The organism is Stenotrophomonas sp. FR012 (genome assembly GCF_047520565.2).
GTDB lineage: Bacteria > Pseudomonadota > Gammaproteobacteria > Xanthomonadales > Xanthomonadaceae > Stenotrophomonas > Stenotrophomonas sepilia.
In genome coordinates this window covers 68,570-94,684 of sequence record NZ_JAXBQL020000011.1, presented here as the reverse complement: position 1 = coordinate 94,684, position 26,115 = coordinate 68,570, and the positions used below count along the sequence as shown (strand labels likewise).

General features: G+C 68.5%; 22 protein-coding genes. 14 read left to right on the top strand and 8 right to left on the bottom strand.

The window, feature by feature from the left end; translation table 11 throughout:
- Positions 1–497 precede the first annotated feature (497 nt).
- Complete coding sequence (gene tyrS / locus ACM0O9_RS16750) at positions 498–1,709, bottom strand: tyrosine--tRNA ligase (RefSeq protein WP_005420460.1); 1,212 nt, start codon at positions 1,707–1,709, stop codon at positions 498–500.
- 167 nt (positions 1,710–1,876) lie between these two features.
- Between tyrS and ACM0O9_RS16745 the strand changes: the two genes are divergently transcribed.
- Together ACM0O9_RS16745 and ACM0O9_RS16740 are read left to right on the top strand one after the other, a co-directional pair.
- Positions 1,877–3,349, top strand: a complete 1,473-nt coding sequence (locus ACM0O9_RS16745) for a M23 family metallopeptidase (RefSeq protein WP_049413997.1) — start codon at positions 1,877–1,879, stop codon at positions 3,347–3,349.
- 65 nt (positions 3,350–3,414) lie between these two features.
- Positions 3,415–4,542, top strand: coding sequence for an anhydro-N-acetylmuramic acid kinase (locus tag ACM0O9_RS16740; protein WP_235649729.1), 1,128 nt, complete (start codon positions 3,415–3,417; stop codon positions 4,540–4,542).
- A gap of 68 nt (positions 4,543–4,610) precedes the next feature.
- Here ACM0O9_RS16740 and ACM0O9_RS16735 read toward each other — a convergent pair whose 3' ends face one another.
- The 3 genes from ACM0O9_RS16735 to ACM0O9_RS16725 all read right to left on the bottom strand — a co-directional run bounded on the left by ACM0O9_RS16735 (position 4,611) and on the right by ACM0O9_RS16725 (position 7,021).
- A complete protein-coding gene (locus tag ACM0O9_RS16735) occupies positions 4,611–4,841 on the bottom strand; it encodes a hypothetical protein (RefSeq protein WP_005420465.1) in 231 nt (76 codons plus the stop codon).
- Positions 4,842–4,919: 78 nt separating this feature from the next.
- Entirely contained in the window at positions 4,920–6,224 is a 1,305-nt protein-coding gene (locus ACM0O9_RS16730) for an AmpG family muropeptide MFS transporter (RefSeq protein ID WP_414603810.1), read from the bottom strand.
- Positions 6,221–7,021: an exodeoxyribonuclease III gene (locus ACM0O9_RS16725; protein WP_005420469.1), complete on the bottom strand. Its 801-nt coding sequence runs from the start codon at positions 7,019–7,021 to the stop codon at positions 6,221–6,223. The genes ACM0O9_RS16730 and ACM0O9_RS16725 overlap by 4 nt, the downstream gene beginning before the upstream one ends.
- A gap of 161 nt (positions 7,022–7,182) precedes the next feature.
- Here ACM0O9_RS16725 and pyrE point away from each other — a divergent pair, with 161 nt between their 5' ends.
- The 8 genes from pyrE to ACM0O9_RS16685 all read left to right on the top strand — a co-directional run bounded on the left by pyrE (position 7,183) and on the right by ACM0O9_RS16685 (position 16,681).
- Entirely contained in the window at positions 7,183–7,842 is a 660-nt protein-coding gene (pyrE, locus tag ACM0O9_RS16720; protein ID WP_005420471.1) for an orotate phosphoribosyltransferase, read from the top strand.
- Positions 7,843–7,861: 19 nt separating this feature from the next.
- The gene (locus ACM0O9_RS16715; protein ID WP_134955770.1) at positions 7,862–8,524 is read left to right on the top strand and encodes a hypothetical protein; all 663 of its coding nucleotides are present in this window, start codon (positions 7,862–7,864) and stop codon (positions 8,522–8,524) included.
- A gap of 221 nt (positions 8,525–8,745) precedes the next feature.
- Positions 8,746–8,838, top strand: coding sequence for a potassium-transporting ATPase subunit F (locus ACM0O9_RS16710; RefSeq protein ID WP_005407770.1), 93 nt, complete (start codon positions 8,746–8,748; stop codon positions 8,836–8,838).
- Positions 8,839–8,850: 12 nt separating this feature from the next.
- The gene (gene kdpA / locus ACM0O9_RS16705) at positions 8,851–10,560 is read left to right on the top strand and encodes a potassium-transporting ATPase subunit KdpA (RefSeq protein ID WP_414603809.1); all 1,710 of its coding nucleotides are present in this window, start codon (positions 8,851–8,853) and stop codon (positions 10,558–10,560) included.
- A 10-nt stretch (positions 10,561–10,570) separates the two neighbouring features.
- Entirely contained in the window at positions 10,571–12,628 is a 2,058-nt protein-coding gene (kdpB, locus tag ACM0O9_RS16700) for a potassium-transporting ATPase subunit KdpB (protein WP_414603808.1), read from the top strand.
- Positions 12,625–13,275: a potassium-transporting ATPase subunit KdpC gene (gene kdpC, locus ACM0O9_RS16695; RefSeq protein WP_095377913.1), complete on the top strand. Its 651-nt coding sequence runs from the start codon at positions 12,625–12,627 to the stop codon at positions 13,273–13,275. The genes kdpB and kdpC overlap by 4 nt, the downstream gene beginning before the upstream one ends.
- 51 nt (positions 13,276–13,326) lie before the next feature.
- Positions 13,327–15,987, top strand: coding sequence for an ATP-binding protein (locus ACM0O9_RS16690; RefSeq protein ID WP_414603807.1), 2,661 nt, complete (start codon positions 13,327–13,329; stop codon positions 15,985–15,987).
- Positions 15,968–16,681, top strand: coding sequence for a response regulator transcription factor (locus ACM0O9_RS16685; RefSeq protein ID WP_005420506.1), 714 nt, complete (start codon positions 15,968–15,970; stop codon positions 16,679–16,681). The genes ACM0O9_RS16690 and ACM0O9_RS16685 overlap by 20 nt, the downstream gene beginning before the upstream one ends.
- A gap of 60 nt (positions 16,682–16,741) precedes the next feature.
- On the opposite strand, the gene ACM0O9_RS16680 is transcribed toward ACM0O9_RS16685, so the two are convergent.
- The 3 genes from ACM0O9_RS16680 to coaBC are packed head-to-tail and all read right to left on the bottom strand — an operon-like array spanning position 16,742 to position 20,862.
- The gene (locus ACM0O9_RS16680; RefSeq protein WP_414603806.1) at positions 16,742–19,090 is read right to left on the bottom strand and encodes a phosphomannomutase/phosphoglucomutase; all 2,349 of its coding nucleotides are present in this window, start codon (positions 19,088–19,090) and stop codon (positions 16,742–16,744) included.
- A gap of 12 nt (positions 19,091–19,102) precedes the next feature.
- Positions 19,103–19,576, bottom strand: a complete 474-nt coding sequence (gene dut, locus ACM0O9_RS16675) for a dUTP diphosphatase (RefSeq protein WP_005420510.1) — start codon at positions 19,574–19,576, stop codon at positions 19,103–19,105.
- A complete protein-coding gene (coaBC, locus tag ACM0O9_RS16670; protein ID WP_338168025.1) occupies positions 19,573–20,862 on the bottom strand; it encodes a bifunctional phosphopantothenoylcysteine decarboxylase/phosphopantothenate--cysteine ligase CoaBC in 1,290 nt (429 codons plus the stop codon). The genes dut and coaBC overlap by 4 nt, the downstream gene beginning before the upstream one ends.
- A 199-nt stretch (positions 20,863–21,061) precedes the next feature.
- Here coaBC and ACM0O9_RS16665 point away from each other — a divergent pair, with 199 nt between their 5' ends.
- From ACM0O9_RS16665 to ACM0O9_RS16650, 4 genes are all read left to right on the top strand, one after another.
- Positions 21,062–21,688 (top strand): response regulator, encoded by a 627-nt coding sequence (locus ACM0O9_RS16665; RefSeq protein ID WP_005420514.1) that lies wholly within the window; start codon positions 21,062–21,064, stop codon positions 21,686–21,688.
- A gap of 70 nt (positions 21,689–21,758) precedes the next feature.
- A complete protein-coding gene (radC, locus tag ACM0O9_RS16660; RefSeq protein WP_014035697.1) occupies positions 21,759–22,463 on the top strand; it encodes a RadC family protein in 705 nt (234 codons plus the stop codon).
- A 114-nt stretch (positions 22,464–22,577) separates the two neighbouring features.
- Positions 22,578–24,266 carry an arginine--tRNA ligase gene (gene argS / locus ACM0O9_RS16655; protein WP_005420518.1) on the top strand — a complete coding sequence of 563 codons (1,689 nt, stop codon included), beginning with the start codon at positions 22,578–22,580 and terminating at the stop codon, positions 24,264–24,266.
- Positions 24,267–24,287: 21 nt separating this feature from the next.
- Entirely contained in the window at positions 24,288–25,175 is an 888-nt protein-coding gene (locus ACM0O9_RS16650; protein WP_414603805.1) for an SPOR domain-containing protein, read from the top strand.
- Positions 25,176–25,302: 127 nt separating this feature from the next.
- Here the strand turns inward: ACM0O9_RS16650 and ACM0O9_RS16645 are convergent, their stop codons facing one another.
- Entirely contained in the window at positions 25,303–26,055 is a 753-nt protein-coding gene (locus ACM0O9_RS16645; protein ID WP_005420523.1) for an SDR family NAD(P)-dependent oxidoreductase, read from the bottom strand.
- Between the last annotated feature and the right edge of the window lie 60 nt (positions 26,056–26,115).

The window sequence follows — 26,115 nt, the reverse complement described above, 5'->3', positions numbered from 1 at the left end:
AACGTCTGCAAGATGGACAATCATCCTTCCTGCAGGCGCCTTCACAAGATACCTGCGCATACTTTCAAAGATCCGGGGAAGTGGCCTCAGCGCCGTTCCCGTGTGCCGCGAAGTTTCCTTCGTAGCGAGCCGCCCATTATGCCAGACTTTTTCAGTCCGTCAACACCTTCGTTCGATCATCTCGTTCGGCGGTGGTGGGCGCCCTGTTGTCGCTGAAGCCCCTTGGTGGCGACCCCTGCGATGGGGGAGGAGAAGTATGTCCCCATTCCGATCATTTGTGAAGGGGGTGTGGCGATTTTTTTCACCGGATGTTGCATCGGTTCATGCGCCGCGCCGCGGGAGGGTCCCGTGAAGAGCAGCCGAGCGTGGCTATGCCGGGCGTCCTGCCCGGCCCCTCTACGGGCCGTCGCACGCGACGAAGGCAACGGCTCCTGCCGTTGCCTTCGGCTCTACAAGAGCAAAAGGAAGGGCCGGCTGGCGCCGGCCCTTCCTTCTTCTCAGCCAGCGACCAGGCGCACGCGGGCGAAGGTGCGCTTGCCGACCTGCAGCAGGCCTTCGAAGCCCGGCTGCAGCACCTGCTGGCCGTCTTCGACCACTTCACCGTCCACCTTCACCGCGCGCTCCTTGAGCTTGCGATTGGCTTCGGAGTTGCTCGGGGTCAGGCCGGCCGCCGTCAGCAACGCGGCAATACGCAGGCCTTCGGCCGGGATCGCCACATCCTGCAGCGGCAACTGGGTGATGTCGCCCTGCCCGGTCACCGCCGCCTCCCAGCCGGCAATCGCCTGCTCTGCCGCCACGGCGTCGTGGAAACGGGTCGCCAGCTCACGCGCCAGGCGCAGCTTGACCACGCGCGGGTTCAGGCCGCCATTGGCCACCTGCTCGCGCAGCTGCACGGCCTCGGCCTGGCTGATGTCGAAGGACAGCAGCTCGATCCAGCGCCACATCAGGGTGTCGTCCACCTTCATGGTCTTGGTGACGATGTCGATGGCCGGCTCGCTGATACCAATGTAGTTGCCCAGCGACTTGGACATCTTGTTGACGCCATCCAGGCCTTCCAGCAGCGGCATGGTCAGCACCACCTGCGGCTTCTGGCCATGGTGTTCCTGCAGGCCACGGCCCATCAGCAGGTTGAACTTCTGGTCGGTACCGCCCAGCTCGACGTCGGCCTCCAGGGCCACCGAGTCGTAGCCCTGCACCAGCGGGTACAGGAACTCATGGATGGCGATGGACTGCTGGGCGGCATAGCGCTTGGCGAAGTCGTCGCGCTCGAGCATGCGTGCCACGGTGTGCTGGCCGGCCAGGCGGATCATGTCGGCCGCGCCCATCTTGCCGAACCACTCCGAGTTGAAGCGGACTTCGGTACGGCTGCGGTCGAGCACCTTGAACACCTGTTCCTCGTAGGTACGGGCGTTGGCCAGCACGTCATCGCGGCTGAGCGGCTTGCGGGTCAGGCTCTTGCCCGAGGGATCGCCGATCATGCCGGTGAAGTCGCCGATCAGGAAAATGACCTGGTGGCCGAGGTCCTGGAACTGGCGCATCTTGTTCAGCAGCACCGTGTGGCCCAGGTGCAGGTCGGGCGCAGTGGGGTCGAAGCCGGCCTTGATCCGCAGCGGGCGGCCTTCCTGCAGGCGCGCACGCAGATCCTCGAGCTTGAGGATCTCGTCGGCACCGCGGCCGATCAGGGCAAGGGCTTCTTCAATCGAGGACACGTGACTACTCCCGGCAACGCCGATTCTTGTGTGGGGTGTTAAAGCAAAGTTAACCCGATTGGCTTCACAAAAGCCAATGGGCACAAGGGTTTGACGCGGTTTTCTCAGGTGTCTATGGTAACCGGCGATCAGGCCCGCGCTCCCGGGCCGCCAGGAAAAAACCGCCGATGCACAATTCCGAACAAGGGCGCGCACGCAAGCAGCGCTTCCAGGAACGCCTTCACGTCCTGCACGACAACGCCCTGCATCGGAAGCTCAGGCAACACCTTCCCGCCGCCTTCAATGAGCGCTGGACCCGCCGCCATTGGATGCACGCCAGCCTGTTTGCGACCATCGGCGCCCTGGTGGCGACGATCGTCCCCGGTTTCTCGCACACCATTGATGCGCCTTACGCGGACAGCCACACCAGTCTGGCGCTGCCGCTGCCGCCGTTGACCATGGCCCGCCAGCAGCAGGTGCCCGGCGACAGCTGGCAGGTGCTGCGCATCCAGCGCGGCCAGACCCTGAGCGACCTGTTCGACAAGGCCGGCATTCCGGCCACCACCCTGCACCGGGTGCTGGAGCACCCCGGTGCGCGCGAGGCGCTGACCAAGCTGCGCCCGGGCGCCGAGATCGCCTTCGACATGCCGCTGTCCGGCGACCTGCGCAGCATCCGCTTTGATCGCGACGCCGACAACCGGGTGGAACTGAGCCTGGCCGGCGATGACATCAAGGAGAAGGTGACGCGGCGCGAGACTTCCACGCGTACCGTGGTCACCAGCGGCGAGATCACCAGTTCGCTGTATGCCGCGGCCCGCCGGGCCGGGCTGTCGCCGTCGGCGATCGCGACGATGACCGACGACATCTTCAAGTACGACATCGACTTCTCCAAGGACCTGCAGCCGGGCGACCGCTTCAGCGTGGTGATGGACGAGACCTGGCGCGAAGGCGAGAAGGTGGACACCAGCAAGATCCTGGCGGCGACCTTCACCACCGGGGGCAAGACCTATTCCGGCTTCCGCTTCGACCGCAACGGCAAGTCCGAGTACTACGACATCAACGGCCGTTCGTTGAAGAAGAGCTTCATCCGCATGCCGATCCCGTTCGCGCGGCTGAGCTCGACCTTCGGCGCACGCAAGCACCCGGTGCTGGGCAAGATGCGCATGCACAAGGGCGTGGACTACGCCGCGCGTACCGGCACGCCGATCATGGCCGCCGGCGATGCCCGCGTGCAGTTCGCGGGCGTGCAGCGCGGCTACGGCAATGTGGTGATCCTCGACCACGGTCGAGGCCACACCACCCTGTACGGCCACATGTCGCGCTTTGCGAACATCAGGACCGGCCAGCGCGTGGCCCAGGGCACGGTGATCGGCTATGTCGGCTCGACCGGCCTGGCGACCGGGCCGCACCTGCACTACGAATTCCGGGTCAACGGCGAACACCGCAACCCGCTGACCGTGACCATGCCGCCGCCGGAGCCGCTGAAGGGCGCCGAGCTGGTCGCCTTCCGCGCACAGACCGCGCCGGCGATGGCCCGCATCCAGGGCATGGAGAAGCTGATCTACGCCGATGCCAGCCCGGCACCGACCAGCCGCGACGAGGCCGCCACCGAGGTGGCCAGCGCCAAGGACAAGCAGGCAACCGGCCGCAAGCGCGGCTGAGCCACTTCGTTGACGAAGAAGGACGCGGCAGCACAAGCTTGCCGCGTCCTTTTTTTATGCCTGCCATGAACACACCTGCCGACGCTGACGCCCCCCTGTACCTTGGCCTGATGTCGGGCACCAGCGCCGACGGCATCGATGCCGCGCTGGTGCAGTTTCCCGCGGGCGGTGGCTGCCGCTTCGTGCACGGCCTGACCGCCCGCTGGGAACCGGTGCTGCGCGCGCGGCTGGTGGCGCTGGGCGAAGGTGGCCCGTTGGATTCGCTGGAGGAGCTGGGCGAACTGGACGCGCGGATTGCGATCAACTTCGCCGAGGCTGCCAACCAGCTGCTGGCCGAAGCCGGCGTGGATCGCAGCCAGGTGCGCGCGATCGGCTCGCACGGCCAGACCGTGCGCCACCGCCCGCTGGCCGATCCGGCGTTCACTGTGCAGCTGGGCGACGGCAACCGCATCGCCGAGCTGACCGGAATCACCACGGTGTCCGACTTCCGTCGCCGCGACGTGGCGGCCGGGGGACATGGCGCGCCGCTGATGCCGGCCTTCCACCTGGGCATGCTGGGCGCCGCCGATGAAGACCGCGCGGTGCTCAACCTGGGCGGCATCGCCAACCTGACCCTGATCCCGCGCGAAGGCGCGGTGCGTGGCTTCGATACCGGCCCGGCCAATGCGCTGATGGATGCCTGGTGCCAGCGCCACACCGGCCGTACCTTCGATGCCGATGGCGCGTATGCCGCCAGTGGCGCGGTGGACGAGGGCCTGCTGGCCGGCTGGCGTTCGGACCCGTGGTTCGCGCTGCCGCCGCCGAAGAGCACCGGGCGCGAGCAGTTCCATCTGGCCTGGGCCGAGGCGCACATGGAGGAAGGCGAATATGCCGCTGCCGATGTGCAGGCCACGCTGCTGGAGCTCACTGTGGCAACCGTGGCCGATGCGCTGCTGGCTCAGCAGCCGCAGACACGGCGCCTGCTGGTCTGTGGCGGCGGGGTGCGCAACCGGCAGCTGATGAAGCGGCTGGCGGCGCGGCTGCCGGAGGTGCAGGTGGAGTCCAGCGCGGTGCATGGGCTGGACCCGGAGTACGTGGAGGCGATGGGATTCGCCTGGCTGGCGCAGCGGACGATGGACGGGCTGGCCGGCAACCTGCCGAGCGTGACCGGAGCCAAGGGGCCGCGGATCCTGGGGGCAATCCACCTGGCGTGAGGTGGCGCCATCCACGCACGGCGTGGATTCACCGGGCAGCCGAGCGTGGGCTCGGCTCTACAAAGCCGCTAATCGAAGCCCTGCCCTGCGGGCAAGGCCTGCAGGGCGGCGATCGCATCGGAGAGGGCGTCCACTTCGGGATCGCCGAAGCCGGAGCGAACCTCCAGTTCACTGCTGAACAGGCCCTGCTCCAACAAGGCGGCGCAGGTCTGTTCATGGGTCCAGCCGCGGGCGACCGCGACACGTCGGATACGTTCCAGCAGCAGCGGGTCCAGATCCCGCAGCACAACGTCGGCCATGCTCACTTCCCCGTTCGCAAGGCACCGCCCCCTCGGCGCGTCGGGGGCGATGATCCCGCAGTCCGGGCGGGCAGGCAATCAGGCGACCGGTGGCGGCCCGCGGTCGGCGATCCGCGGCCACAGCCAGGCCAGCAGCAGCAGGGTCGGCACCACAGTGACCGAGCTGAGGATGAAGAACGTGCTGTAGGACGTCGCCTCAACGATGTATCCGGAGACACCGCCGATGAACTTGCCCGGCAGGTTGGCCAGCGATACCAGCAACGCGTACTGCGTGGCGGTGAAGTTGCGGTCGGTCAGCGACGACATGAAGGCCACCAGCACGGTGCCGGCGAACCCCTGAAACAGGTTGTCGGCACTGAGCGCGGCATAGAACGCCCACAGCTTGCCTGGGTTGTGCGCCATCAGCAGGAAGGCGAGGTTGGACATCGCCACGCCCAGTGCGGCCACCAGCAGCATGCGCCGGAAGCCGAATGCGGCCACCGCAATACCCCCCAGGAACGCACCGCCGATCCCCATCCATACACCGAACAGCTTGGACACGGTGGCGATGTCGGCCTTGTCGAACCCCGAATCGAGATAGAACGGCCCGGCCATCACGCCGATCACCTGATCGGGGAACTTGAACAGGCCGACGAAGGCCAGCAGCACCAGTGCCAACGCCACGCCATTACGGCTGAAGAAGCTGGAGATGGGCTGGACGAAGGCTTCGGCGATATCGATGCGACGCTGCACCGCCGTGGCCGGGCGCTCCGGTTCGGCGCACAGCAGGGTAGTGACGATCGGCAGCAGCATCAGCGCGGCCATCGCCAGGTAGGCGACGATCCAGCCTTCGAACTGCGCCAGGTACAGCGCGCCGGCACCGGCCAGGATCAGGCCGATCCGGTAGCCCAGCGTATAGGTGGCCGCCAGCGCGGCCTGCGCGGTCTGCGGAGCGATCTCGATACGGTAGGCATCGACCGCCGAGTCCTGGGTGGCGCCAGCGAACGACGCCACCAGCACCCACATCACCAGTGGCCAGACGCCCTGTTCCGGCCGCACGAAGGCCAGTGCGACCAGGCCGACCAGCACCAGCACCTGCGATACCAGCAGCCACGAACGGCGGCGGCCGAGCGCGCCCAGCAGCGGAAATGCATAGCGGTCCAGCAGCGGCGCCCACAGGAACTTGAGCAGGTAGAAGAAGCTGGCCAGGCTGATCAGGCCGATGCTGCCCAGGTCCAGGCCGACGTCGCGCAGGCGCGTGGACAGCGTCTGCGAAGCGATCAGCAGGAACGGCAGGCCACTGCCGAAGCCAAGCATGGCCATGGTCAGCGCCGACGGGGTACCGAAGGCGCGCTTGATGCCTGCCCAGCCCTTGTAGCTGACCGGCGTGGCGGCCTCGGTCACAGGTCGTAGTCCACGGTGAACGGGGCGTGGTCGGAGAAGCGCTCGTCGCGGTAGATCGAACAGCTACGCAGTTTGTCGCGCAGGCCCGGCGTGATGAACTGGTAGTCGATGCGCCAACCGACGTTGTTGGCGCGGGCGGCGCCGCGGTTGCTCCACCAGGTGTAATCCTCGCCGGTGGGATTGAGCAGGCGGTAGGCATCGGCCCAACCGCGGCCGGCGGCGACATCGGTGGCCTGGCCGTGGTCGGCGCAGAGGGCGTTGAGCCAGTCGCGTTCCTCCGGCAGGCAGCCGGAATTCTTCTGGTTGGACTTCCAGTTCTTGATGTCCAGCGCCGAACGCACGATGTTCCAGTCGCCGCACAGCACGTAGTCGCGGCCGCTGCGCGCCCACTCCTCCAGGATCGGGCGCAGCCATTCCATCACTTCGAACTTGAAGCCCTGGCGCAGGTCACCCGAGCTGCCGGAGGGAATATAGAAAGAGACCACGCTGAGATTGCCGTAGCGCGCCTCGATGTAGCGGCCTTCGTCGTCGAACGGGGCCCAGCCCAGCGAGGTGATGACCTGGTCCGGCTCGCGCTTGCTGTAGATCGCCACACCGCTGTAGCCCTTCTTGGTGATGGCGTCGCGGTAGAAGCAGTGATGGCCATCCGGACGGAACATCGGGTCGGTCAGCTGGTCTTCCTGGGCCTTGGTTTCCTGGATGCACAGGACGTCGGCGTCCTGGGCACGGAACCAGTCCAGGAAGCCCTTGGTCGCGGCGGAACGGATGCCATTGGCGTTGAAACTGATGATGCGCATGCGGGGACCTGCGGCGGGAAACCGGGCAAGCATACCGGTTGCCCGTGGGGCTGCGCAGTCCGCCAGGCAGCGCCGCGACAGCCTTCACGCGGGGCCGGACGAGCGCGAAACGCCCAGCTGGATTAGGATTTGTGCTCCAAATGAAGATAAATCGAGTTTTGATGAGCGACCACCGCCACCGTTTCCTGCAGCTGGCCCTGACCGCCGACGCCCTGCGCTTCGGCCAGTTCACCCTCAAGTCCGGCCGGCTGAGCCCCTATTTCTTCAACGCCGGCCGTTTCGACTCCGGTTCGCTGCTGTCCCAGCTCGGCGCGTGCTATGCCGATGCCATCGATGCCAGCGGGATCAAGTACGACGTGGTGTTCGGCCCGGCCTACAAGGGCATTCCGCTGGCCACCGCGATGGCCTGCGAGCTGGCCCAGCGCGGCCGCGACCTGCCGCTGTCGTTCAACCGCAAGGAAGCCAAGGACCACGGCGAAGGCGGCCAGCTGATCGGCGCCGACATGAATGGCAAGCGCGTGCTGATCGTCGACGACGTGATCACCGCCGGTACCGCGATCCGCGAAGCGCTGGGCATCATCCGCGCTGCCGGCGGCACCCCGGCCGGCATCGTGGTAGCCCTGGACCGCCAGGAGATCGCCTCGGAAACCGACCGCCGCTCGGCGGCGCAGTCGGTGGCCGAAGAGGCCGGGATTCCGGTGATCGCCGTGGCGTCGCTGGCCGATCTGCTTGATTTCGCCTCCGGCAACCCGGAACTTGTGGGTTACCGCCAGCCGCTGGAAGCCTACCGGGCCCAGTACGGCGTCCGTTCGATCCGCTGACCGACCCAGGGGAAAGGTCATGTCCCGAGTTCCTGCCGTTCTCTTTGCCGGCCTGCTGCTGGCCGTGCCGTCCACCGTGCCGGCGCAGTCGCGCGACGGCGGCAAAGTGGAGAAGAAGCTGTATTGCTGGAACGAGGGCAAGGAGCGGATCTGCAGCGATTCGCTGCCAGCCGATGCGGTCAATCACGCCCGCGAGGAGTTCAACGCGAAGAGCGGCCTGCGCAATGCGCAGGTCCAGCGCGCGTTGACCGACGAAGAGCGCGCCGCGGCCAGCACCGAGGCGCAGCAGCAGCAGCTGGACCTGATGGCCGAGCAGACCCGCCAGCGCACCGAACAGGCGATGCTGTCCACCTATGGCAGCGAGGACGACCTGCGCCGGGTGTTCGCCGAGCGCCAGGAAGTGCTCGACAACAACCTGAAGACCGCCGAGTACAACGTCACCAGCCTGCGCGAATCGCTGGTGGCGCTGTTGTCGGCCGCTGGCGACCGAGAACTGGCCGGTGGCAAGGTGGCCGACAAGCAGGCCGAGGCGATCCGTCAGCGGCACGTGCAGTTGCGGGCGCAGCAGCGCCTGCAGGCGGGGTTCCTGCAGCAGCAGCAGGTGCTGAAGGCCGAGATCGACAGCACGCTGCAGCGCTACCGCGAGCTGAAGGGCGTGGCGCCAGCGAGCCAGGCGCCGTGATTCGCTTGTAGGGTCGAGCCCATGCTCGGCTCCGCGTGGCCTTGGGAAAGAGCAGCCCAGCATGGGCCCGGCTCTACAGTGGGCGGCGCCTGGTTACGGCTTGGCCCACGGAATTTATGCACTCTTTACGCGTCGGCACGGTCCGGCGCGTAGTGCGTTTATGGGCGGCAGGACGACGATGACGGCCTGAGGTGGAGGGGTTCCACCAGGACGCTATTGCAATGTCCCCCTGGCTGTCGTTGTTGTGTGGCGTGCTGGTGCTGGTCGCCGCCGCCTATCTCCTTTATGTCGTGCTGCGGCCCGAGTCGTTCTGAGCGGAGCCTGCCATGACCGAGATGCTTGTGATTATTGCCGCCAGCCTGTTGCTGGCGTGGCCGCTGGGCCTGTACCTGGCGCGCGTGATGCGCGGCACGCCGATGAAGGCCGACGTGCTGTTCAACTGGATCGAAAAGCCGTTGTACAAGGTGTTCGGCGTCGATCCCTCGCGCGCGATGTCCTGGCGCGGCTACGTGCTGGCCTTCGTGCTGAGCAACGTAGTGATCGCCGTACTGACCCAGGCGGTGTTCATGACCCAGGCCTGGTTGCCGTTGAACCCGGACCAGATCCCGAACATGCGCTGGGACACCGCGCTGCACACGATGATCTCGTTCCTGACCAACACCAACCAGCAGCACTATTCGGGCCAGGCGCAGCTGTCCTACCTCTCGCAGATGACCGGCATCACCGGCCTGCAGGTGGTGACACCGATGATGGGCCTGGCGCTGGCGGTGGCCACGCTGCGCGCGTTGTTCTCGCGTGCGCCGCAGGCTGCGGCGGCCACCAGCACCGGCGATGACCGCCAGGTGGCGGTGGGCAACTACTACGTGGACGTGGTGCGCCTGTGCGTGCGCTTCCTGTTGCCGCTGTGCCTGGTGTGGACCCTGCTGCTGACCAGCCAGGGCGTGCCGTCGACGATGGCCGGTGGCCCGCAGGCCACGCCGATCGATGCCAGCGCCGGCATGGCCGGACAGAAGCTGCCGCTGGGCCCGGTGGCGGCGATGGTCGCGGCCAAGCAGCTGGGCGCCAACGGTGGCGGCTGGTACGGCCCGAACAGCAGCTTCCCGCTGGAAAACCCGACCCCGCTGTCGAACGCGCTGGAGATCGTCGGCATCCTGCTGGTGCCGATGGCGGTGATCTTCATGATCGGTGCGTTCACCGGCCGGCGCCGGTTCGGCGCCCTGGTGTTCAGCTGCATGCTGGGCATGTCGCTGCTGTCCACCGGCGCGATGGCGTGGAGCGAAGGGCACAGTGCCAGCGCCGCCACGCCGCTGCTGATGGAAGGCAAGGAGGTGCGCTTCGGCGCCGACGGCACGGCGCTGTGGGCGGCGGTGACCACCCAGGTCTCCAACGGGTCGGTCAACGGCATGCATGACTCGCTGGCGCCGCTGAGTGGCGGCATCGCGATGGTCAACATGCTGGTCAGCGCGATCTGGGGCGGCATCGGCTGTGGCCTGCAGCAGTTCATCGTGTACCTGCTGCTGGGCGTGTTCCTGGCCGGGTTGATGACCGGACGTACGCCGGAACTGTTCGGCCGCAAGCTGGAGACGCCACAGGTACGCCTGCTGGCCCTGCTGGTGCTGCTGCAGCCGATCACCCTGCTGGTGTTCACCGCGATCACCCTGGCCGTGCCCGGGCTGGCCGCTACCTCCAACCCGGGCTTCCATGGCATCAGCCAGGTGTTCTACGAGTACGTCTCGGCCTACGCCAACAACGGCTCGGGCTTGGAGGGGCTGGGCGACGCCACGCTGTGGTGGAACCTGAGCTGCTCGCTGGTGCTGCTGCTGGGCCGCTTCCCGCTGCTGATCATCCCGCTGGTGGTGGCCGCACAGCTGGCCGCCAAGCGCCAGGCGCCGGAGTCTGCCGGCAGCCTGCAGATCGAAACCCCGACCTTCGCCCTGACCCTGGTCTCGGTGATCGTCATCCTGACCGTGCTGCAGTTCATGCCGGCGCTGGTACTCGGCCCGATCGCCGACCACCTCAGCCTGGGACTGCACTAAGGACACCCCGATGAGTACCCACGCAAGTTCCACCCGTAGTTCCCTTGCCCCGCGCCCTGCGCTGCTTGATGGCGCCGGCCTGCGCCGTGCGCTGGTCGAAGCAGTACGCAAGCTCTCGCCGATGCACCTGGTGCGCAGCCCGGTGATGGCGGTGGTGATGGCTGGCACGATCGTCGCGGCCATCGTCACACTGACCGGCAATGCGCCGCTGGGCTTCGGCCTGGCAGTGACCGCGATCCTGCTGGTGACCGTGTTGTTCGGCAATTTCGCCGAAGCAGTGGCCGAGGCGCGTGGCCGTGGCCAGGCCGCGTCACTGCGCCGTGCCCGCCAGGACCTGGTGGCACGCCGGCTGGCGGCGCCGCAGCCGGGGGCTGCGGAAACCCAGGTACCTGCCGCCGAGCTGCGCCCGGGCGACCATGTGATCGTCAGTGCCGGTGAGCTGGTGCCGGCCGATGGCGAGATCGTGCAGGGCCTGGCCACCATCAACGAGGCGGCGGTGACCGGCGAATCCGCCCCGGTGCTGCGCGAGGCCGGTACCGACCGTTCCGGCGTGATCGGCGGCACCAAAGTACTGTCCGACCAGATCATCGTGCGGGTGACCGCCGAGCCGGGGCACAGCTTCCTGGACCGGATGATCGCGCTGGTGGAGGGCGCCAACCGTCAGAAGACGCCGAACGAGATCGCGCTGACCCTGCTGCTGGCGGCGATGACGCTGACCTTCCTGGTGGTGGTGGCCACGTTGCCGGCCATTGGTGCAGCCGTCGGCGTCAAGGTCGATCCGCTGCTGCTGATCGCGCTGCTGGTGTGCCTGATCCCGACCACCATTGGCGGCCTGCTGCCGGCCATCGGCATCGCCGGCATGAACCGTGCGCTGGCCGCGAACGTACTGGCCAAGTCGGGCAAGGCGGTGGAAGTGGCCGGCGACGTCGACGTGCTGCTGCTGGACAAGACCGGCACCATCACCTACGGCGACCGCCAGGCCAGCCACTTCCATCCGCTGGCCGGCATCGATGCCAGCCAGCTGCGCGAGGCGGCGCTGCTGTCCTCGCTGGCCGACCCGACCCCGGAAGGCAAGTCGATCGTGCGCCTGGCGCGCGAACAGGGCTGCGCCACCGCCGAGCCGGACCATGCCGACTACCTGGCCTTCAGTGCCCAGACCCGCATGTCCGGCGTGGATCTGGAACATGGGCGGCAGATCCGCAAGGGCGCCGCCGATGCGATCCGTGCCCACGTCCAGGCGCTGGGCGGCAGCGTGCCGGCTGAACTGGCCGCGCGCGTCGAGCAGGTCGCGCGCAATGGCGCCACCCCGCTGGTAGTGGCCGAGGGTCGCCACGTGCTGGGCGTGATCGAGCTGTCGGACGTGGTCAAGCACGGCATGCGCGAGAAGTTCGCGCAGCTGCGGGCGATGGGCATCCGTACGGTGATGATCACCGGCGACAACCCGCTGACGGCAGCAGCCATTGCCGCCGAGGCTGGCGTCGACGACTACATCGCCGAGGCCCGTCCGGAAGACAAGCTGGCACGCATCCGCCAGGAACAGGCCGGTGGCCGACTGGTGGCGATGGTGGGCGATGGCACCAACGATGCTCCCGCGCTGGCCCAGGCCGACATCGGCCTGGTGATGAACTCCGGCACGCAGGCGGCGAAGGAGGCCGGCAACATGGTCGACCTCGATTCGGACCCGGCCAAGCTGCTGTCGGTGGTGGAAGTGGGCAAGCAGCAGCTGATCACCCGCGGCGCGCTGACCACCTTCTCGCTGGCCAACGACGTGTCCAAGTACTTCGCGATCCTGCCGGCGCTGTTCGCCGCGGCCGTTCCGACCATGGCCGCACTGAACGTGATGCAGCTGTCGAGCCCGCGCAACGCGGTGCTGGCGGCGCTGATCTTCAACGCCCTGGTAATTCCCGCGCTGATCCCGCTCGCCCTGCGTGGCGTGCGCTTCCGCCCGGCCACCGCCACCGCACTGCTGCGCCGGAACATGCTGGTGTACGGCCTCGGCGGCGTGCTGCTGCCGTTCGCAGTGATCAAGGCGATTGACCTCCTTCTTGTCCTGGTATTCGGCGCATGAACCGTTCTGCTTCCACCTCATCTTCCCTTCCGGGCGACGCCAAGGCCGAGGCCCGCGTGGCCAGCCTGCAGGATGGTGCCTGCTGGCGCCCGGCGATCGGCCTGGGCCTGGCCACCCTGCTGCTGGCCGGCGCGGTCTACGCCGGCATCGCCACCGGCTTTGCCGGGCTGGCCTACCCGACCCAGGCCGAAGGCAGCCTGCTGCGCGATGGCAGCGGCCAGGTGCGCGGCTCGGCCTGGCTGGCGCAGCCGTTCACCGCTGACGGCTACTTCCAGGCGCGTCCGTCGGCGGCCAACTACGATCCGATGGCCGCGGCCGGTTCCAACCTGGCGCGCAGCAACCCGGCGCTGGCCGAGCGCGTCGCCGCCAGCACGGCTGCGGTGGCCGCGCGCGAAGGTGTCGCCCCGGCGCAGGTGCCAGCGGACCTGGTCACCCAGTCCGCCGGCGGACTGGATCCGCAGCTGTCGCCGGCGGCGGCGCAGCTGCAGGTAGCACGCGTGGCGCGTGCCCGTGGCCTGCCGGTGGAGCGCGTGCAGGCACTGGTGCAGGCGCATACCGAAGGGCGCCAGTGGGGCCTGTTCGGGCAGCCACGGGTGAACGTGGTGACGCTGAACTTCGCGCTGGACCATGCGGCCAAGACGCCGTGATGCTGGGCTGCACCTGCTGCGCGCACAATGGTGGCCATGACAGCGGCCCCCATGACTGATGCACGTACCCGCCAGGCCGATGCCCTGGTTGAAGGCCTGCAACGCGAAGCCGGCGGCAAGCTGACCGTGTTCCTCGGTGCGGCGCCGGGCGTGGGCAAGACCTACGCCATGCTGACCCGCGCGCAGGAACAGCTGCGCCGCGGCGTCGACCTGGTGGTGGGCCTGGTGGAAACCCATGGACGCACCGATACCCAGGGGCTGCTGGAGGGCCTGCCGCAGCTGCCGCTGAAGGACGTGGCCTATCACGGCCATGCCCTGCAGGAGATGGATCTGGATGCCGTGCTGGCACGGCATCCAGCGCTGGTGCTGGTGGATGAACTGGCCCATCGCAATGCGCCCGGCAGCCGCCATGAGCGGCGCTGGCAGGATGTGATGGAGCTGCTGGACGCCGGCATCGACGTCTGGACCACGGTCAACATCCAGCATCTGGAAAGCCTCAACGACGTGGTGATGCGGATCACCGGCGTGCGGGTCAGCGAGACCGTGCCCGACGGCGTGCTCGACCGCCTGCACGACATCGTGCTGGTCGATCTGCCGCCGCGCGAACTGATCGCGCGCCTGCAGCAGGGCAAGGTCTATGTGCCGGAACAGGCCGCACAGGCCCTGCAGGCGTTCTTCTCGCCGGCCAACCTGACCGCGCTGCGCGAACTGGCGATGCAGGAAGCCGCCGACCGCGTCGACAGCAGCCTGCGCGAAACCCGCGCCGCGCGTGGCGAAGGCAATCTGCCCCTGCGTCGCGGCGTTCTGGTGGCCATCGACGGGGGCGGCCAGAGCGAATACCTGGTGCGGGTGGCGCGGCGCATCGCAGAGCGCCGCGACGCACCGTGGACGGTAGTGACCGTGCAGGGCCGGCGCCAGGACGAGGCGACCCGGCGCGAGATCGATGCGGCCTTTGCGCTGGCAAGGCGGCTGGGCGGCGACGCCGAACTGCTGCATGGATCGAGCATTGCCGATGCCCTGCTCGACCACGCCGCACACAACGGCGTGTCGACCCTGGTGCTGGGCCGTACCCGCGAACGTCCACTGGCACGGATGTTCAACCGCACCCTGACCCAGCAGCTGATCCAGCGTGGCGCGCATTACGAGATCACCATCATCAGCACGCCGCAGGCACGCGCACGCTCGCGCCGCGAGAGCCTGCTGCCGCCGATGCGCGGCATCAGCTACGAGCCTGCACAAGCCCTGATCGCGACCGCATTGGCCTGTGCGGTGGCGTGGCTGGCCGAACACTGGGTGGGCATGGCCGACCTGTCGATGGTGTTCATCGTCGCGGTGGTACTGGTGGCTGCACGCACGCGCGCCAGCGTGGCGGTGATGGCCGCGATCCTGTGTTTCCTCGCCTACAACTTCCTGTTCATCGCGCCGCGCTTCACCTTCGCCATCGGTGCACGCCAGGGCGTGATCACCGTTTTCCTGTTCCTGGCCGCGGCACTGGTGGCCGGGCGCCTGGCCTCACGCCTGCGCATGCAGGTCATCGCGCTGCGTGCGGCCAACCGCCATGCGCGCGCGCGCCAGCAGCTGGGACGCCAGCTGGCCAGCGCGGCCGGCAACGGCGAGGTGGCACAGGCGGGCCGGCATGCGCTGGAGCAGGCCCTGGACGTGCCGGCGTGGCTGCGGATCGGCACCGATACCGCCGCCGGCGGCCGCAGCCAGCCCGGCGATACCGACCTGGCTGCCGCCGACTGGGCGCTGCGCCACGGCCAGCCCAGCGGGCGTTTCACCGATACCCTGGCCGGCGCGCAATGGTGGTTCCTGCCGCTGCTGGACGGCGAAGACCGTGCGATCGGCGTGGCCGGCCTGTACCTGCCCGGCGCACAGGCGCGCCTGCTGCCCGAGCAGCGGCAGCTGGCCGAAGCGATGGTCGATGACATCGCCCAGGCCGCGCTGCGCACGCGGCTGGTGGCGGAACTGGAGCAGGCGCACGTCAGCAACGAGACCGAGCGGCTGCGCTCGGCCCTGCTCTCCTCGGTGTCGCACGACCTGCGCTCGCCGCTGGCGGCGATGATCGGGTCGGCCGACAGCCTGGCCAGCTACGGTGCAGCGATGGATACCGCTGATCGCCGCGCCCTGCTGGACACCATCCTGGTCGAGGGCGAACGGCTGGACCGCTACATCCAGAACCTGCTGGACATGACCCGGCTCGGCCACGAAGGGCTGAAGATCAACCGCGACTGGATCGGCGTGGACGAGCTGATCGGCTCGGCAGCACGGCGCCTGCAGCGCTACCAGCCAAAGGTGCGGCTGGAGCTGGACATTCCAGCCACGCTGGCACCGATCTGGGTGCACCCGGCGCTGGTCGAACAGGCCGTGTTCAACGTGATGGAGAACGCGGCCAAGTTCTCGCCGCCCGACGCCGCCGTGCAGGTACAGGCGCGCGAGCTGGACGGCCAGCTGCGCATCGACGTGATCGACGCCGGCCCCGGCATTCCCGATGACGAGCGCGCGCGCATCTTCGACATGTTCTACAGCGTCGAGCGCGGTGACCGAGGCCGCCACGGCACCGGCCTGGGCCTGACCATCTGCCAGGGCATGATCGGCGCACATGGCGGCAGCGTGCAGGCGCTGCCCGGACGCGACGGTCGCGGTACCCTGATCCGCATCACCCTGCCCCTGCTCAAGCCAGCCTCCCACGATGAGCCCGACCCCGATTGATGCCAGCGTGCCGGCCGCACGCGTGCTGGTGATCGATGATGAAACCCAGATCCGCCGGTTCCTGGACATCAGCCTGCGCGCGCAAGGCTACCAGGTGCGGCAGGCCGCCACCGGCCAGGAAGGCCTGCAGCTGGCCGCCAGCGAGGACATGGACCTGGTGATCCTGGATATCGGCCTGCCGGACATGGAAGGCCACGAGGTCCTGGAACAGCTGCGCCAGTGGAGCCAGGTGCCGGTGATCATGCTGACCGTGCGCGCCGGCGAAGCCGAGAAGGTGCGCGCACTGGATACCGGCGCCAACGACTACGTGACCAAGCCGTTCGGCACGCAGGAACTGATGGCGCGCGTGCGGGCGCTGCTGCGCACGCGCAGCGTGCCGACCGATGGCACACCGCCGGTGTTCGACGATGGCCACCTGCACGTGGACCTGGTGCGTCGCGAAGTCGCCCTGCAGGGTGAGCCGGTGGCGTTGACACGCAAGGAATACGCGCTGCTGTCGCTGCTGCTGCGCAATGCCGGACGGGTGGTGACCCAGCCGCAGATCCTGCAGGAGATCTGGGGGCCGACCCACCAGCACGACACCCACTACCTGCGCATCCTGGTCGGCAAGCTGCGGCACAAGCTGGGCGATTCGGCGCTGGATTCGCGCTACCTGTTCACCGAGCCGGGCGTGGGGTTGCGGTTCAAGGGGTAGTGCCGGCCGCTGGCCGGCAAGCCCAATTGCCGACCAACGGTCGGCACCCACCAGGATCGTTCAGAACCCCAGCGGGGTGTCGCCCAGCACTGGTTGCAGCTGGCTGCGGAACAGGGCCTGGATGCGTTCCAGTGCCGCCTCGTCGTTGCCTTCGAAGCGCAGCACCAGCACCGGCGTGGTATTGGAGGCACGCACCAGGCCCCAGCCATCGGCGAAGTCCACGCGCAGCCCGTCGATGGTCGACAGGCGGCCACCCACATACGGGTTGTCCGGGGACTGCGCCGCCGCCACCAGCATCGCCACCAAGGCATGCGGCGTCCCGTCGGCCACCGGTACCTTCAGCTCCGGCGTGGCGACCATTTCCGGCAGCTCGCCCAGCACCTCGCCCGGCGTTTCCTCGCGCTGGGCCAGGATCTCCAGCAATCGCGCAGCGGCGTACAGACCGTCGTCGAAACCGAACCAGCGTTCCTTGAAGAAGAAGTGGCCGCTCATCTCGCCGGCCAGCTCGGCATCGGTCTCGCGCATCTTCGCCTTCATCAGCGAATGCCCGGTCTTCCACATCAGCGGACTGCCACCGTTGCGCAACACGTGGTCGGACAGCTTGCCGGTGCACTTCACGTCGTAGATCACCATCGCGCCCGGATTGCGCATCAACACATCGGCAGCGAACAGCATCAGCAGGCGATCGGCGTAGATGATCCGGCCTTCGCCGGTCACCACGCCCAGCCGGTCGCCGTCGCCATCGAAGGCAACGCCGAGATCGGCGCCAAAGCGCTTGACCGTCTGCACCAGGTCTTCCAGGTTGGCCGGTTCGCTCGGGTCGGGATGATGGTTGGGGAAGGTGCCGTCGACATCGCAGTACAGCGGAATGACGTCGGCGCCGATCGCTTCCAGCAGCTGCGGCGCCAGTGCGCCGGCCACGCCATTGCCGGCATCGGCCACGACCTTCAGCGGACGGTCCAGCTGCACGTCATCGGCGATGCGCTGGATGTAGTCGGCACTGACATCGCGCTGCTGGTAGTCACCGGGCTCAGCGGCCTGCACCAGGCGGCCCTCGACGATGCGCTGGTAGAGATCGGTGATGGCATCGCCGGACAGCGTCTCTCCGCCAATGACCACCTTGAAGCCGTTGTACTCGGGCGGATTGTGGCTGCCGGTGACTGCCACGCAGGTGCCGGTACGCAGATGGAAGGCGGCGTAGTACACCAGCGGGGTCGGCGCCAGGCCGATGTCGATCACCGCGCAGCCGGCACGGCGCAGGCCCTCGGCCAGCCCAGCCGTCAGCTCGGGTCCGGACAGGCGGCCATCGCGACCGATCACCACCTCGCGCAGGCCCTGCTCCAGTGCCACGGTGCCGATGGCCTGGCCGATCAGCGCCGCGGTCTTCGGTGTCAGTTCACTGCCCACCACGCCGCGGATGTCATAAGCACGGAAGATGCCGGCGGCCAGCTCTTCAGCGGGCACTGGCGGTGGCGGCGGTGGCGCGGCATCGCCACTGTCGGTCACAGCGGCCTCGGGTGGCGGCGCCTGCTGCAGGCTCTCGCTCAGGGTCGGGCCATGGTCGGCCTCGGACGCTGCGGCGCGGCGCGGCAAGGGCAGCGACTTCGGCAGTCGGTCACGTCCCACCACCAGCAACACGGCAATGAACGCCAGCAGCAACGCCACAATGGCGCTGGCCAGCGCGCCCAGGCCCAGCGGACCGGCGTCGACATTCGGCACCGACGCGACCAGCCGCAGCGGCGTGCCTGCAACCGGGCGCGCCAGGGCTTCCGCACTTTCGGACAGGCCCGCGTTGCCCTGGGTGACCAGATCGAACCCACCCTGGCGCAGGCCAAGGAAGCCGGCGGACGGCGCACGCACCTGGTCCAGCGGCGAGGTCAGCCGCAGCAGCGGCTGGCGGACATAGATCACGGCCGCCCCCAGGCTGCCCAGCTGCACCGGCGCGGCCAGGCCCAGGCGATTGCCGCCGCCGTCGCGGACCACGCGCAGGCTGGGCCTGGCCTCGGCCAGCGCGGCTTCCAGCAGGGCCAGGCGTGCATACCCGAAGGTGGCCGGATCGGCATAGGCGTTGGCCAGATCGGCCGTCAGCACCTCGACCTGCTCAACCCCGGTCCAGCTCTCGCGCACGGCCAGCGCCGCTGCAGCGGCATCGCCGGCCTGCAGCGCCTGCTGCACGCGATCGTTCTTCAACTGCTGCTGCAGCTGCTGCAATTGGCCTGCAGCGGCCTGCTGCAGGCCCTGCACGGCCTGGTCGCGCGCTTCTTCCAGCGCCTGGCCGTTGGCCTCCTGCCGCCATTGCTGCACCGCGCTCCATCCGAACCAGCCGGCCAGCAGGATCAGCAGCACCCCCAGTAGTGGTGCACTGCGACCCAACGACCGTCCCCGCTGTCCTTCCCCGATGCCGCTCATCGATGTCCCCTGTCAACGCACCCCGGTATGGCCGAATCCACCCGTGCCCCGCACGCTGTCGGTGAAAGTATCCACCACCTGCAGGCTGACGCGGGCAATCGGAACCACCACCAGCTGCGCGATGCGATCGCCGGGCTCGATGGTGAAGGCCTCGCGGCCACGGTTCCAGACGCTGATCAGCAGCGGCCCCTGGTAGTCGGCATCGATCAGGCCGGTGCCGTTGCCCAGCACGATGCCATGCCGATGGCCCAGCCCGGAACGCGGCAGGATCACCGCGCACAGGTTCGGGTCGGCAATGTGGATGGCCAGGCCGCTGGGCACCAGCGCGGTGTCGCCCGGCTGCAGGGTCAGCGCGGTATCCAGCGCCGCGCGCAGGTCCATGCCGGCGCTGGCTTCGGTGGCGTAGGCCGGCAGCGGCCAGCTGTCGCCGAAGCGCGGATCGAGCAGCTTGACCTGCAGCGGTTGGGAAAGGGATGCCTGGGTCATGCCTGGAGTCTCCGCGCGATCAGCGCCAGCAGTTGTTCGGCCAGTTCGCGCTTGGAGGTGGCCGGGAATACCTGTTCACCGTCCTGCCAGAAGGCCGTGGCGGCATTGTTGTCGCTCTCGAAACCACCGCCACTGATGCCGACCTGGTTGGCGATCACCAGGTCCAGGCGCTTGTCGATCAGCTTGCCGCGAGCATATTTCTCCACGTCATGGGTCTCGGCGGCAAAGCCGACCACCAGCTTCAGCGACTGCGTCTGCGCGGCGACTTCGGCCAGGATGTCCGGCGTGCGCACCAGCTCGATCACCAGCGACTGGCTGTCGGCGGTCTTCTTCAGCTTCTGCGCGGCGACCTGGCGCGGGGTGTAGTCGGACACTGCGGCGGCACCGATATAGATGTCGGCGGGCAGCGACTTCAGTACGGCATCGCGCATCTGCGCGGCCGAGCGCACGTCGATGCGCTGCACGCCCGGTGGCGTCGGCAGCTGGACCGGGCCACTGACCAGCACCACCTGCGCGCCCAGCGCGGCGGCGGCGGCGGCCAGGGCGAAGCCCATCTTGCCGCTGCTGCGGTTGCCGACGTAGCGCACCGGATCGATGTCTTCGTAGGTCGGGCCGGCACTGATCAGCAGGCGCATCCCCTGCAGGGCACGGGTTTCCGGCGCGGCAACCGTCGCAACGACCCCGCCATTGGTCGCCAGCGCGGCCACGATGTCGCCCGGTTCGGCCAGCCGACCGGGACCGGATTCACCTTCGGCCAGCGGGCCATCGACCGGGCCGATCACCTGCGCACCGCGCTGGCGCAGCAGGGCGATGTTGGCCTGGGTAGCCGGATGCAGCCACATCCGGTGGTTCATTGCCGGGCAGATCGTCAGCGGTGCGGTGCTGGCCAGACACAGGGTGCTGACCAGGTCATCGGCATGGCCCTGGGCCAGCCGCGCCAGCAGATCGGCGGTACCCGGCGCGACCACGATGCGGTCGGCCCAGCGGGCCAGCTCGATGTGGCCCATGGCCTGCTCGGCGGCGCTGTCCCACAGCGTGGTGCGGGTCGGCTGCCCGGACAGGGCCTGGAAGCTGAGGGGGGTGACGAACTGCTGGGCGCCGGCGGTCATCGCCACCTGCACCTGGGCGCCCGCGTCACGCAGGCGCCGCACCAGCTCCAGGGCCTTGTAGGCCGCGATCCCGCCTCCGACGCACAACAGCAGTTTCTGGCCTTCCAGCGCGCGGGCCGGCGCGGGGGAAGCGTTGGGGGAGTCAGCCACCTGGAATTCCTGTGCAAACGAGGGCATTAGCTTACCCGATGGTCGGTAATGTCCCGGTGCACAGCGCACATAGCGGGCGGCTATCAGCAGATGGGACTTGCACCACAACGCTTCCGGGGTTCAAGACACCGCGATTCGGAACTTTCCTATACCTGTAGGCCGGCCACGTTTGCAGAATCGTCAGTGGCCACCGCTGGTGTGCCGCTTCGCTTTTCGAGGATCCCGCGTGCACCCGCGCATCATCATCGCCGACGACCATCCCGTCGTCCTGCACGGCATCCGCATCGTGCTGCAGACCCATCTGATGGAGGTCGTCGGCAGCGCGCGTGACGGCGCCCAGCTGCTGCAGCTGGTCGTGCACCACGGCTGCGACGCGGTGCTGACCGACCTCTCCATGCCGGGTACCGGCCCGGATGGCCCGGAACTGATCGCTGAGCTGCGCGCACGCCACCCGGGCCTGCCCGTGGTGGTGCTCACCGGCGCCCGTCACCCCGGCCTGCTCGATGGCCTGCTGCGTGAAGGTGTCAGTGGCCTGGTCGACAAGTGCGCCGATTTCGGCGAGTTGCCGCAGGCCCTGAACGCAGCCATGGCCGGGCAGGTGTTCGTCTCGCAGCAGTTGCGCCATCACCTGCAGGCGCGCGACCTGATGTTCGCGCGTGAACCGGCGGCGCTGTCGGCCCGCGAACAGGAAGTGCTGGACCTGTTGGCCGCCGGGCTGAAAGTGAACGCCATCGCCGTCCACTGCGGCCGCAGCCCGAAAACGATCAGCCGGCAGAAGGCCGAAGCCAAGCGCAAGCTGGGGCTGCAGAACAACCAGGAGCTGTTCGCCTATCTGCAGTCGCGACGCGACTGAGGCAACAGCCTACCCGGGCGTGCGCCCTGCCCTGATGGGACGCATTACCCGCGCTGGCGATGATGCAGGCATGCCCATCCATGACTGGCCCGAGCAGGAACGTCCCCGCGAGAAGCTGATCGCCCGCGGCCCCGCCACGTTGTCCGACGCAGAGCTGCTGGCGCTGTTCCTCGGCTCTGGCTTCGGTGGACGCGACGCGGTGCAGACCGCCCGCGACCTGTTGCAGGCGCATGGCCCCCTGCGCGTGCTGCTGGACCGCCCGGCCCGCGAGCTGGCCCGGTTGCCGGGGCTGGGGCCGGCACGTAGCTGTGCCCTGGCCGCCGGCCTGGAACTGGCCCATCGCTACCTGGCCGCCGAGCTTCAGCAGGGCGAGGCGGTCGGCAACAACCCAGCCGCGGTCGGCCGCTACCTGCAGCACCGCCTGCGCGGCCAGGCCCGCGAGATCTTCATGGCGCTGTTCCTGGACAACCGCCACCGGCTGATCGCCTGCGAGGAACTGTTCCAGGGCACCATCAATGCCGCCCCGGTCTACCCCCGCGAGGTGGTGCGGCGAGCCCTGCTGCACAATGCGGCAGCGGTGATCCTCAGCCACAACCACCCCTCCGGCGACCCGGAACCCTCCGGCGCCGACACCCGGATCACCGATGAACTACAGCAGGCGCTGGCACTGGTGGACGTACGCCTGCTGGACCACTTCGTGGTCGGCGAAGGCCGCCCCGTTTCGTTTGCTGAACGGGGGCTGCTGTCCCCGCCCCAGCCACGCCTGTTCGGCTGAGCGGGCCTGACCAGGGCCGGGCAGGTACCCCCCACAGGCATGTTCTGGTCAGCGTGGGCGCGGGTATCTGCGCTAAAATGGGCGATTCCGCCGCTCATTCTCACAGCAGGCCTCGTGAAAAATCTCCTCCGCGCCCTGATCAGCCAAGGCATCGAAGCCTTGCGCGCCAATGGCACCCTGCCCGCCGACTCCCTGCCGCCGGACTTCGTGGTCGAGCGCCCGAAGACCCGTGACCATGGCGACTTCGCCACCAACGCCGCGATGCTGCTGGCCAAGGCCGCGCGCAGCAATCCGCGCGCACTGGCTCAGGCGCTGGTCGAGGCGCTTCCGCGCAGCGAGGACGTCAGCAAGGTCGAGATCGCCGGCCCCGGCTTCATCAACTTCCACCTGGCTCCGGCTGCGTACCAGCGCGAAGCCGCGTCGGTCATCAAGGAAGCCCACGACTACGGCCGCAACCTGTCCGGCAATGGCCGCACGGTGGGCGTGGAGTACGTGTCGGCCAACCCGACCGGCCCGCTGCATGTCGGCCATGGCCGCGCGGCGGCGATCGGCGACTGCGTGGCCCGCGTGCTCGATGCCAACGGCTGGAACGCCAAGCGCGAGTTCTACTACAACGACGCCGGCGTGCAGATCGAGAACCTGGCGCTGTCGGTGCAGGCCCGCGTGAAGGGCATTGCGCCGGACCAGGAAGGCTGGCCGGAAGGCGGCTACCGCGGTGAGTACATCGCCGATGTTGCCCGCGCCTACATGGCCGGCGCCAGCGTTGACCTGGAAGGCACGCTGGTGGTCGGCGCCAAGGACCCGGACGACATGCAGGCGATCCGTCGCTTCGCCGTGGCCTACCTGCGCAACGAGCAGAACCTGGACCTGGCCGCCTTCGGCGTCGACTTCGACATCTACTTCCTGGAAAGCTCGCTGTACGCCGATGGCAAGGTCGCCGAGGCCGTGGCCAAGCTGCAGGCCTCCGGGCACACCTACGAGGAAGGCGGCGCGCTGTGGCTGCGCAGCACCGATTTCGGTGACGACAAGGACCGCGTGATGCGCAAGTCCGACGGCACCTTCACCTACTTCGTACCGGACGTGGCCTACCACCTGTCCAAGTGGCAGCGCGGCTACGAGCGCGCGATTACCGAACTGGGTGCCGATCACCACGGCTCGCTGGCGCGCGTACGCGCCGGCCTGCAGGCGCTGGAAGTGGGCATCCCGCAGGGCTGGCCGGAATACGTGCTGCACCAGATGGTCACCGTCATGCGCGGCGGCGAGGAAGTGAAGCTGTCCAAGCGTGCCGGCAGCTATTTCACCCTGCGCGACCTGATCGAGGAGGCCGGCCGCGATGCGACCCGCTGGTTCCTGATCGCGCGCAAGCCCGATTCGCAGCTGACCTTCGACATCGACCTGGCCCGCCAGCAGAGCAACGACAATCCGGTGTTCTACGTGCAGTACGCGCACGCCCGCGTCTGCAGCCTGCTGCGCCAGGCCCAGGAAAAGGGCCTTGTGTACGAGCAGGGCAATGGCCTGGCCAATCTGGGCCGCCTGGCCGACGATGCCTCGCTGGGGCTGATGAACGAGATCTCGCGGTATCCGGAAGTGGTGGAAGCGGCCGGCGTGGCGCTGGAGCCGCACCTGGTGGCGCAGTACCTGCGTGAATTGGCGCATGCCTTCCACACGTGGTATCACGGGACGCCGGTGCTGGTGGACGACGCCACCGATCGCAACGCCAAGCTGACCCTGGCCTGCGCGGCGCGCCAGGTGCTGGCCAACGGCCTCGAACTCCTGGGCGTGAGTGCCCCGGAAAAAATGTAAGCATCAGGAGACGCAGTACACATGGCAGCACGACGCGGCAAAACCCAGGCACGACGCAACAGCAGCAGCCAGGGCACCCCCGGATGGGTGTGGCTGGTGGCCGGTGTGGCGATCGCCGCCGTGGTGTTCCTGGCGGCGCCGAACCTGTTCAAGGGCGAAGGCGATGGCTTCCTGCGTGCCGGTCCGCAGCCGAACCCGAACGCGCAGCCGGCCCCGGTCGCTGATGCCGACAGCGATGTCGGCAGCCAGCCGGCCGCGCAGCCGGCCACGCCGAAGCCGGCCGAACCGGAGAAGCCCGCCGCGACGCAGTACGACTTCTACACCCTGCTGCCGGGCAAGGAAGTGGAAATGTCCGACGCCGAACTGGCCGCCAGCGCGCGCGCCGAGGATCAGCGCCGGGCCAAGGCCGAAGCGTCGCGCGCGCAGGCCGCGCTGGAGGGCAAGCCGGTACCGCCGGCCAGTACGGCCACGCCGGCACCGACCGCAACGGCCAGCGTCGCAAGCACCGCGCCGGTAACCGCGACCAACCGTCCGTTGCCGGCACCGCTGAGCGAGCGCCCGGCCGCGGCAACCCCGTCGGCCAGCACGGCGGCCGCCACTCCGGCGCCGCACGCGGAAAGCGCGCCCGCCGCATCGGCACCGCCGGCATCCGCAGCTGCACCGGCGGCCGCCGACAACACCCGCTACATCCTGCAGGCAGGAGCCTTTGGGGCTTCCGGTGACGCCGAAGCCACCAAGGCCAAGCTGGCCATGATGGGCCTGGCGGCACGCGTGGAGTCGGCGCAGATCAACGGCAAGACCGTGTACCGCGTGCGCATGGGCCCGTACGGCAGTGCCGGCGAGTTGTCCGAAGCCAAGCAGAAGCTGGATGGCACCGGCCTGCAGGCGATGGCGATCAAGGCGCAGTAAGCCTGCCGATGTGAATGAAAAAGCCGGGCAGTGCCCGGCTTTTTCGTTTCTGTAGAGCCGAGCCATGCTCGGCTGAATCCAGACGAAGCCGAGCATAGGCTCGGCTCTACAGGACCCGCGAAGCAGGTCAGCCCTCGCGGGCGACCTGGAATCCGGCAAACGACTGGCTGACCGGCATCAGCTCCAGCCGGTTGATGTTCAGGTGCGGCGGCAGGCTGGCCACCCAGAAGATCTGCTCGGCGATGTCTTCGGCGGTCATCGGGTTGGCGCCGCTGTAGAGCTTGTCCGAGGCGTTCTGGTCGCCATGGGTACGTACCACGGTGAATTCGGTTTCGGCCATGCCCGGCTCGATCGTGGTCACGCGCACGCCGGTGCCGTGCAGGTCCGAACGCAGGCCCAGCGAGAACTGGCTGACGAAGGCCTTGGTGCCACCGTAGGCGTTGCCACCCGGGTACGGGTAGACGCCGGCCACCGACGAGATGTTGATGATCGCGCCCTTGCGCTCCACCAGCTGCGGCAGCAGCCGGTGGGTCAGGGTCACCAGCGCGGTGATGTTGGTGTCGATCATCGTGGTCCAGTCCGACAGCGTGGCGCTCTGTGCCGGCGCGGTGCCCTGCGCCAGGCCAGCGTTGTTGACCAGCAGGTCGATCTCGCCAAAGGCCGGCGGCAGCGCCAGCAGGGCCGCCTCCATCGCCACCGCATCGCGGATGTCGAAGGCGGCGGCGTGCACCACGTCCTTGCCGTAGCGCTCGACCAGCGGCTGCAGGCGTTCGCTGCGGCGGCCCGTGGCGATCACTTTCCAGCCGGCCTGGGCGAAGCGGTGGACGGCGGCGGCGCCGAAGCCGGACGTGGCGCCGGTAATCAGGACAGTGCGGGTCATCAGGCAACTCCAGGGGGGAAAAACCGGACGCCCATTCTGGCATTCCCGGCCCGTCCTGAG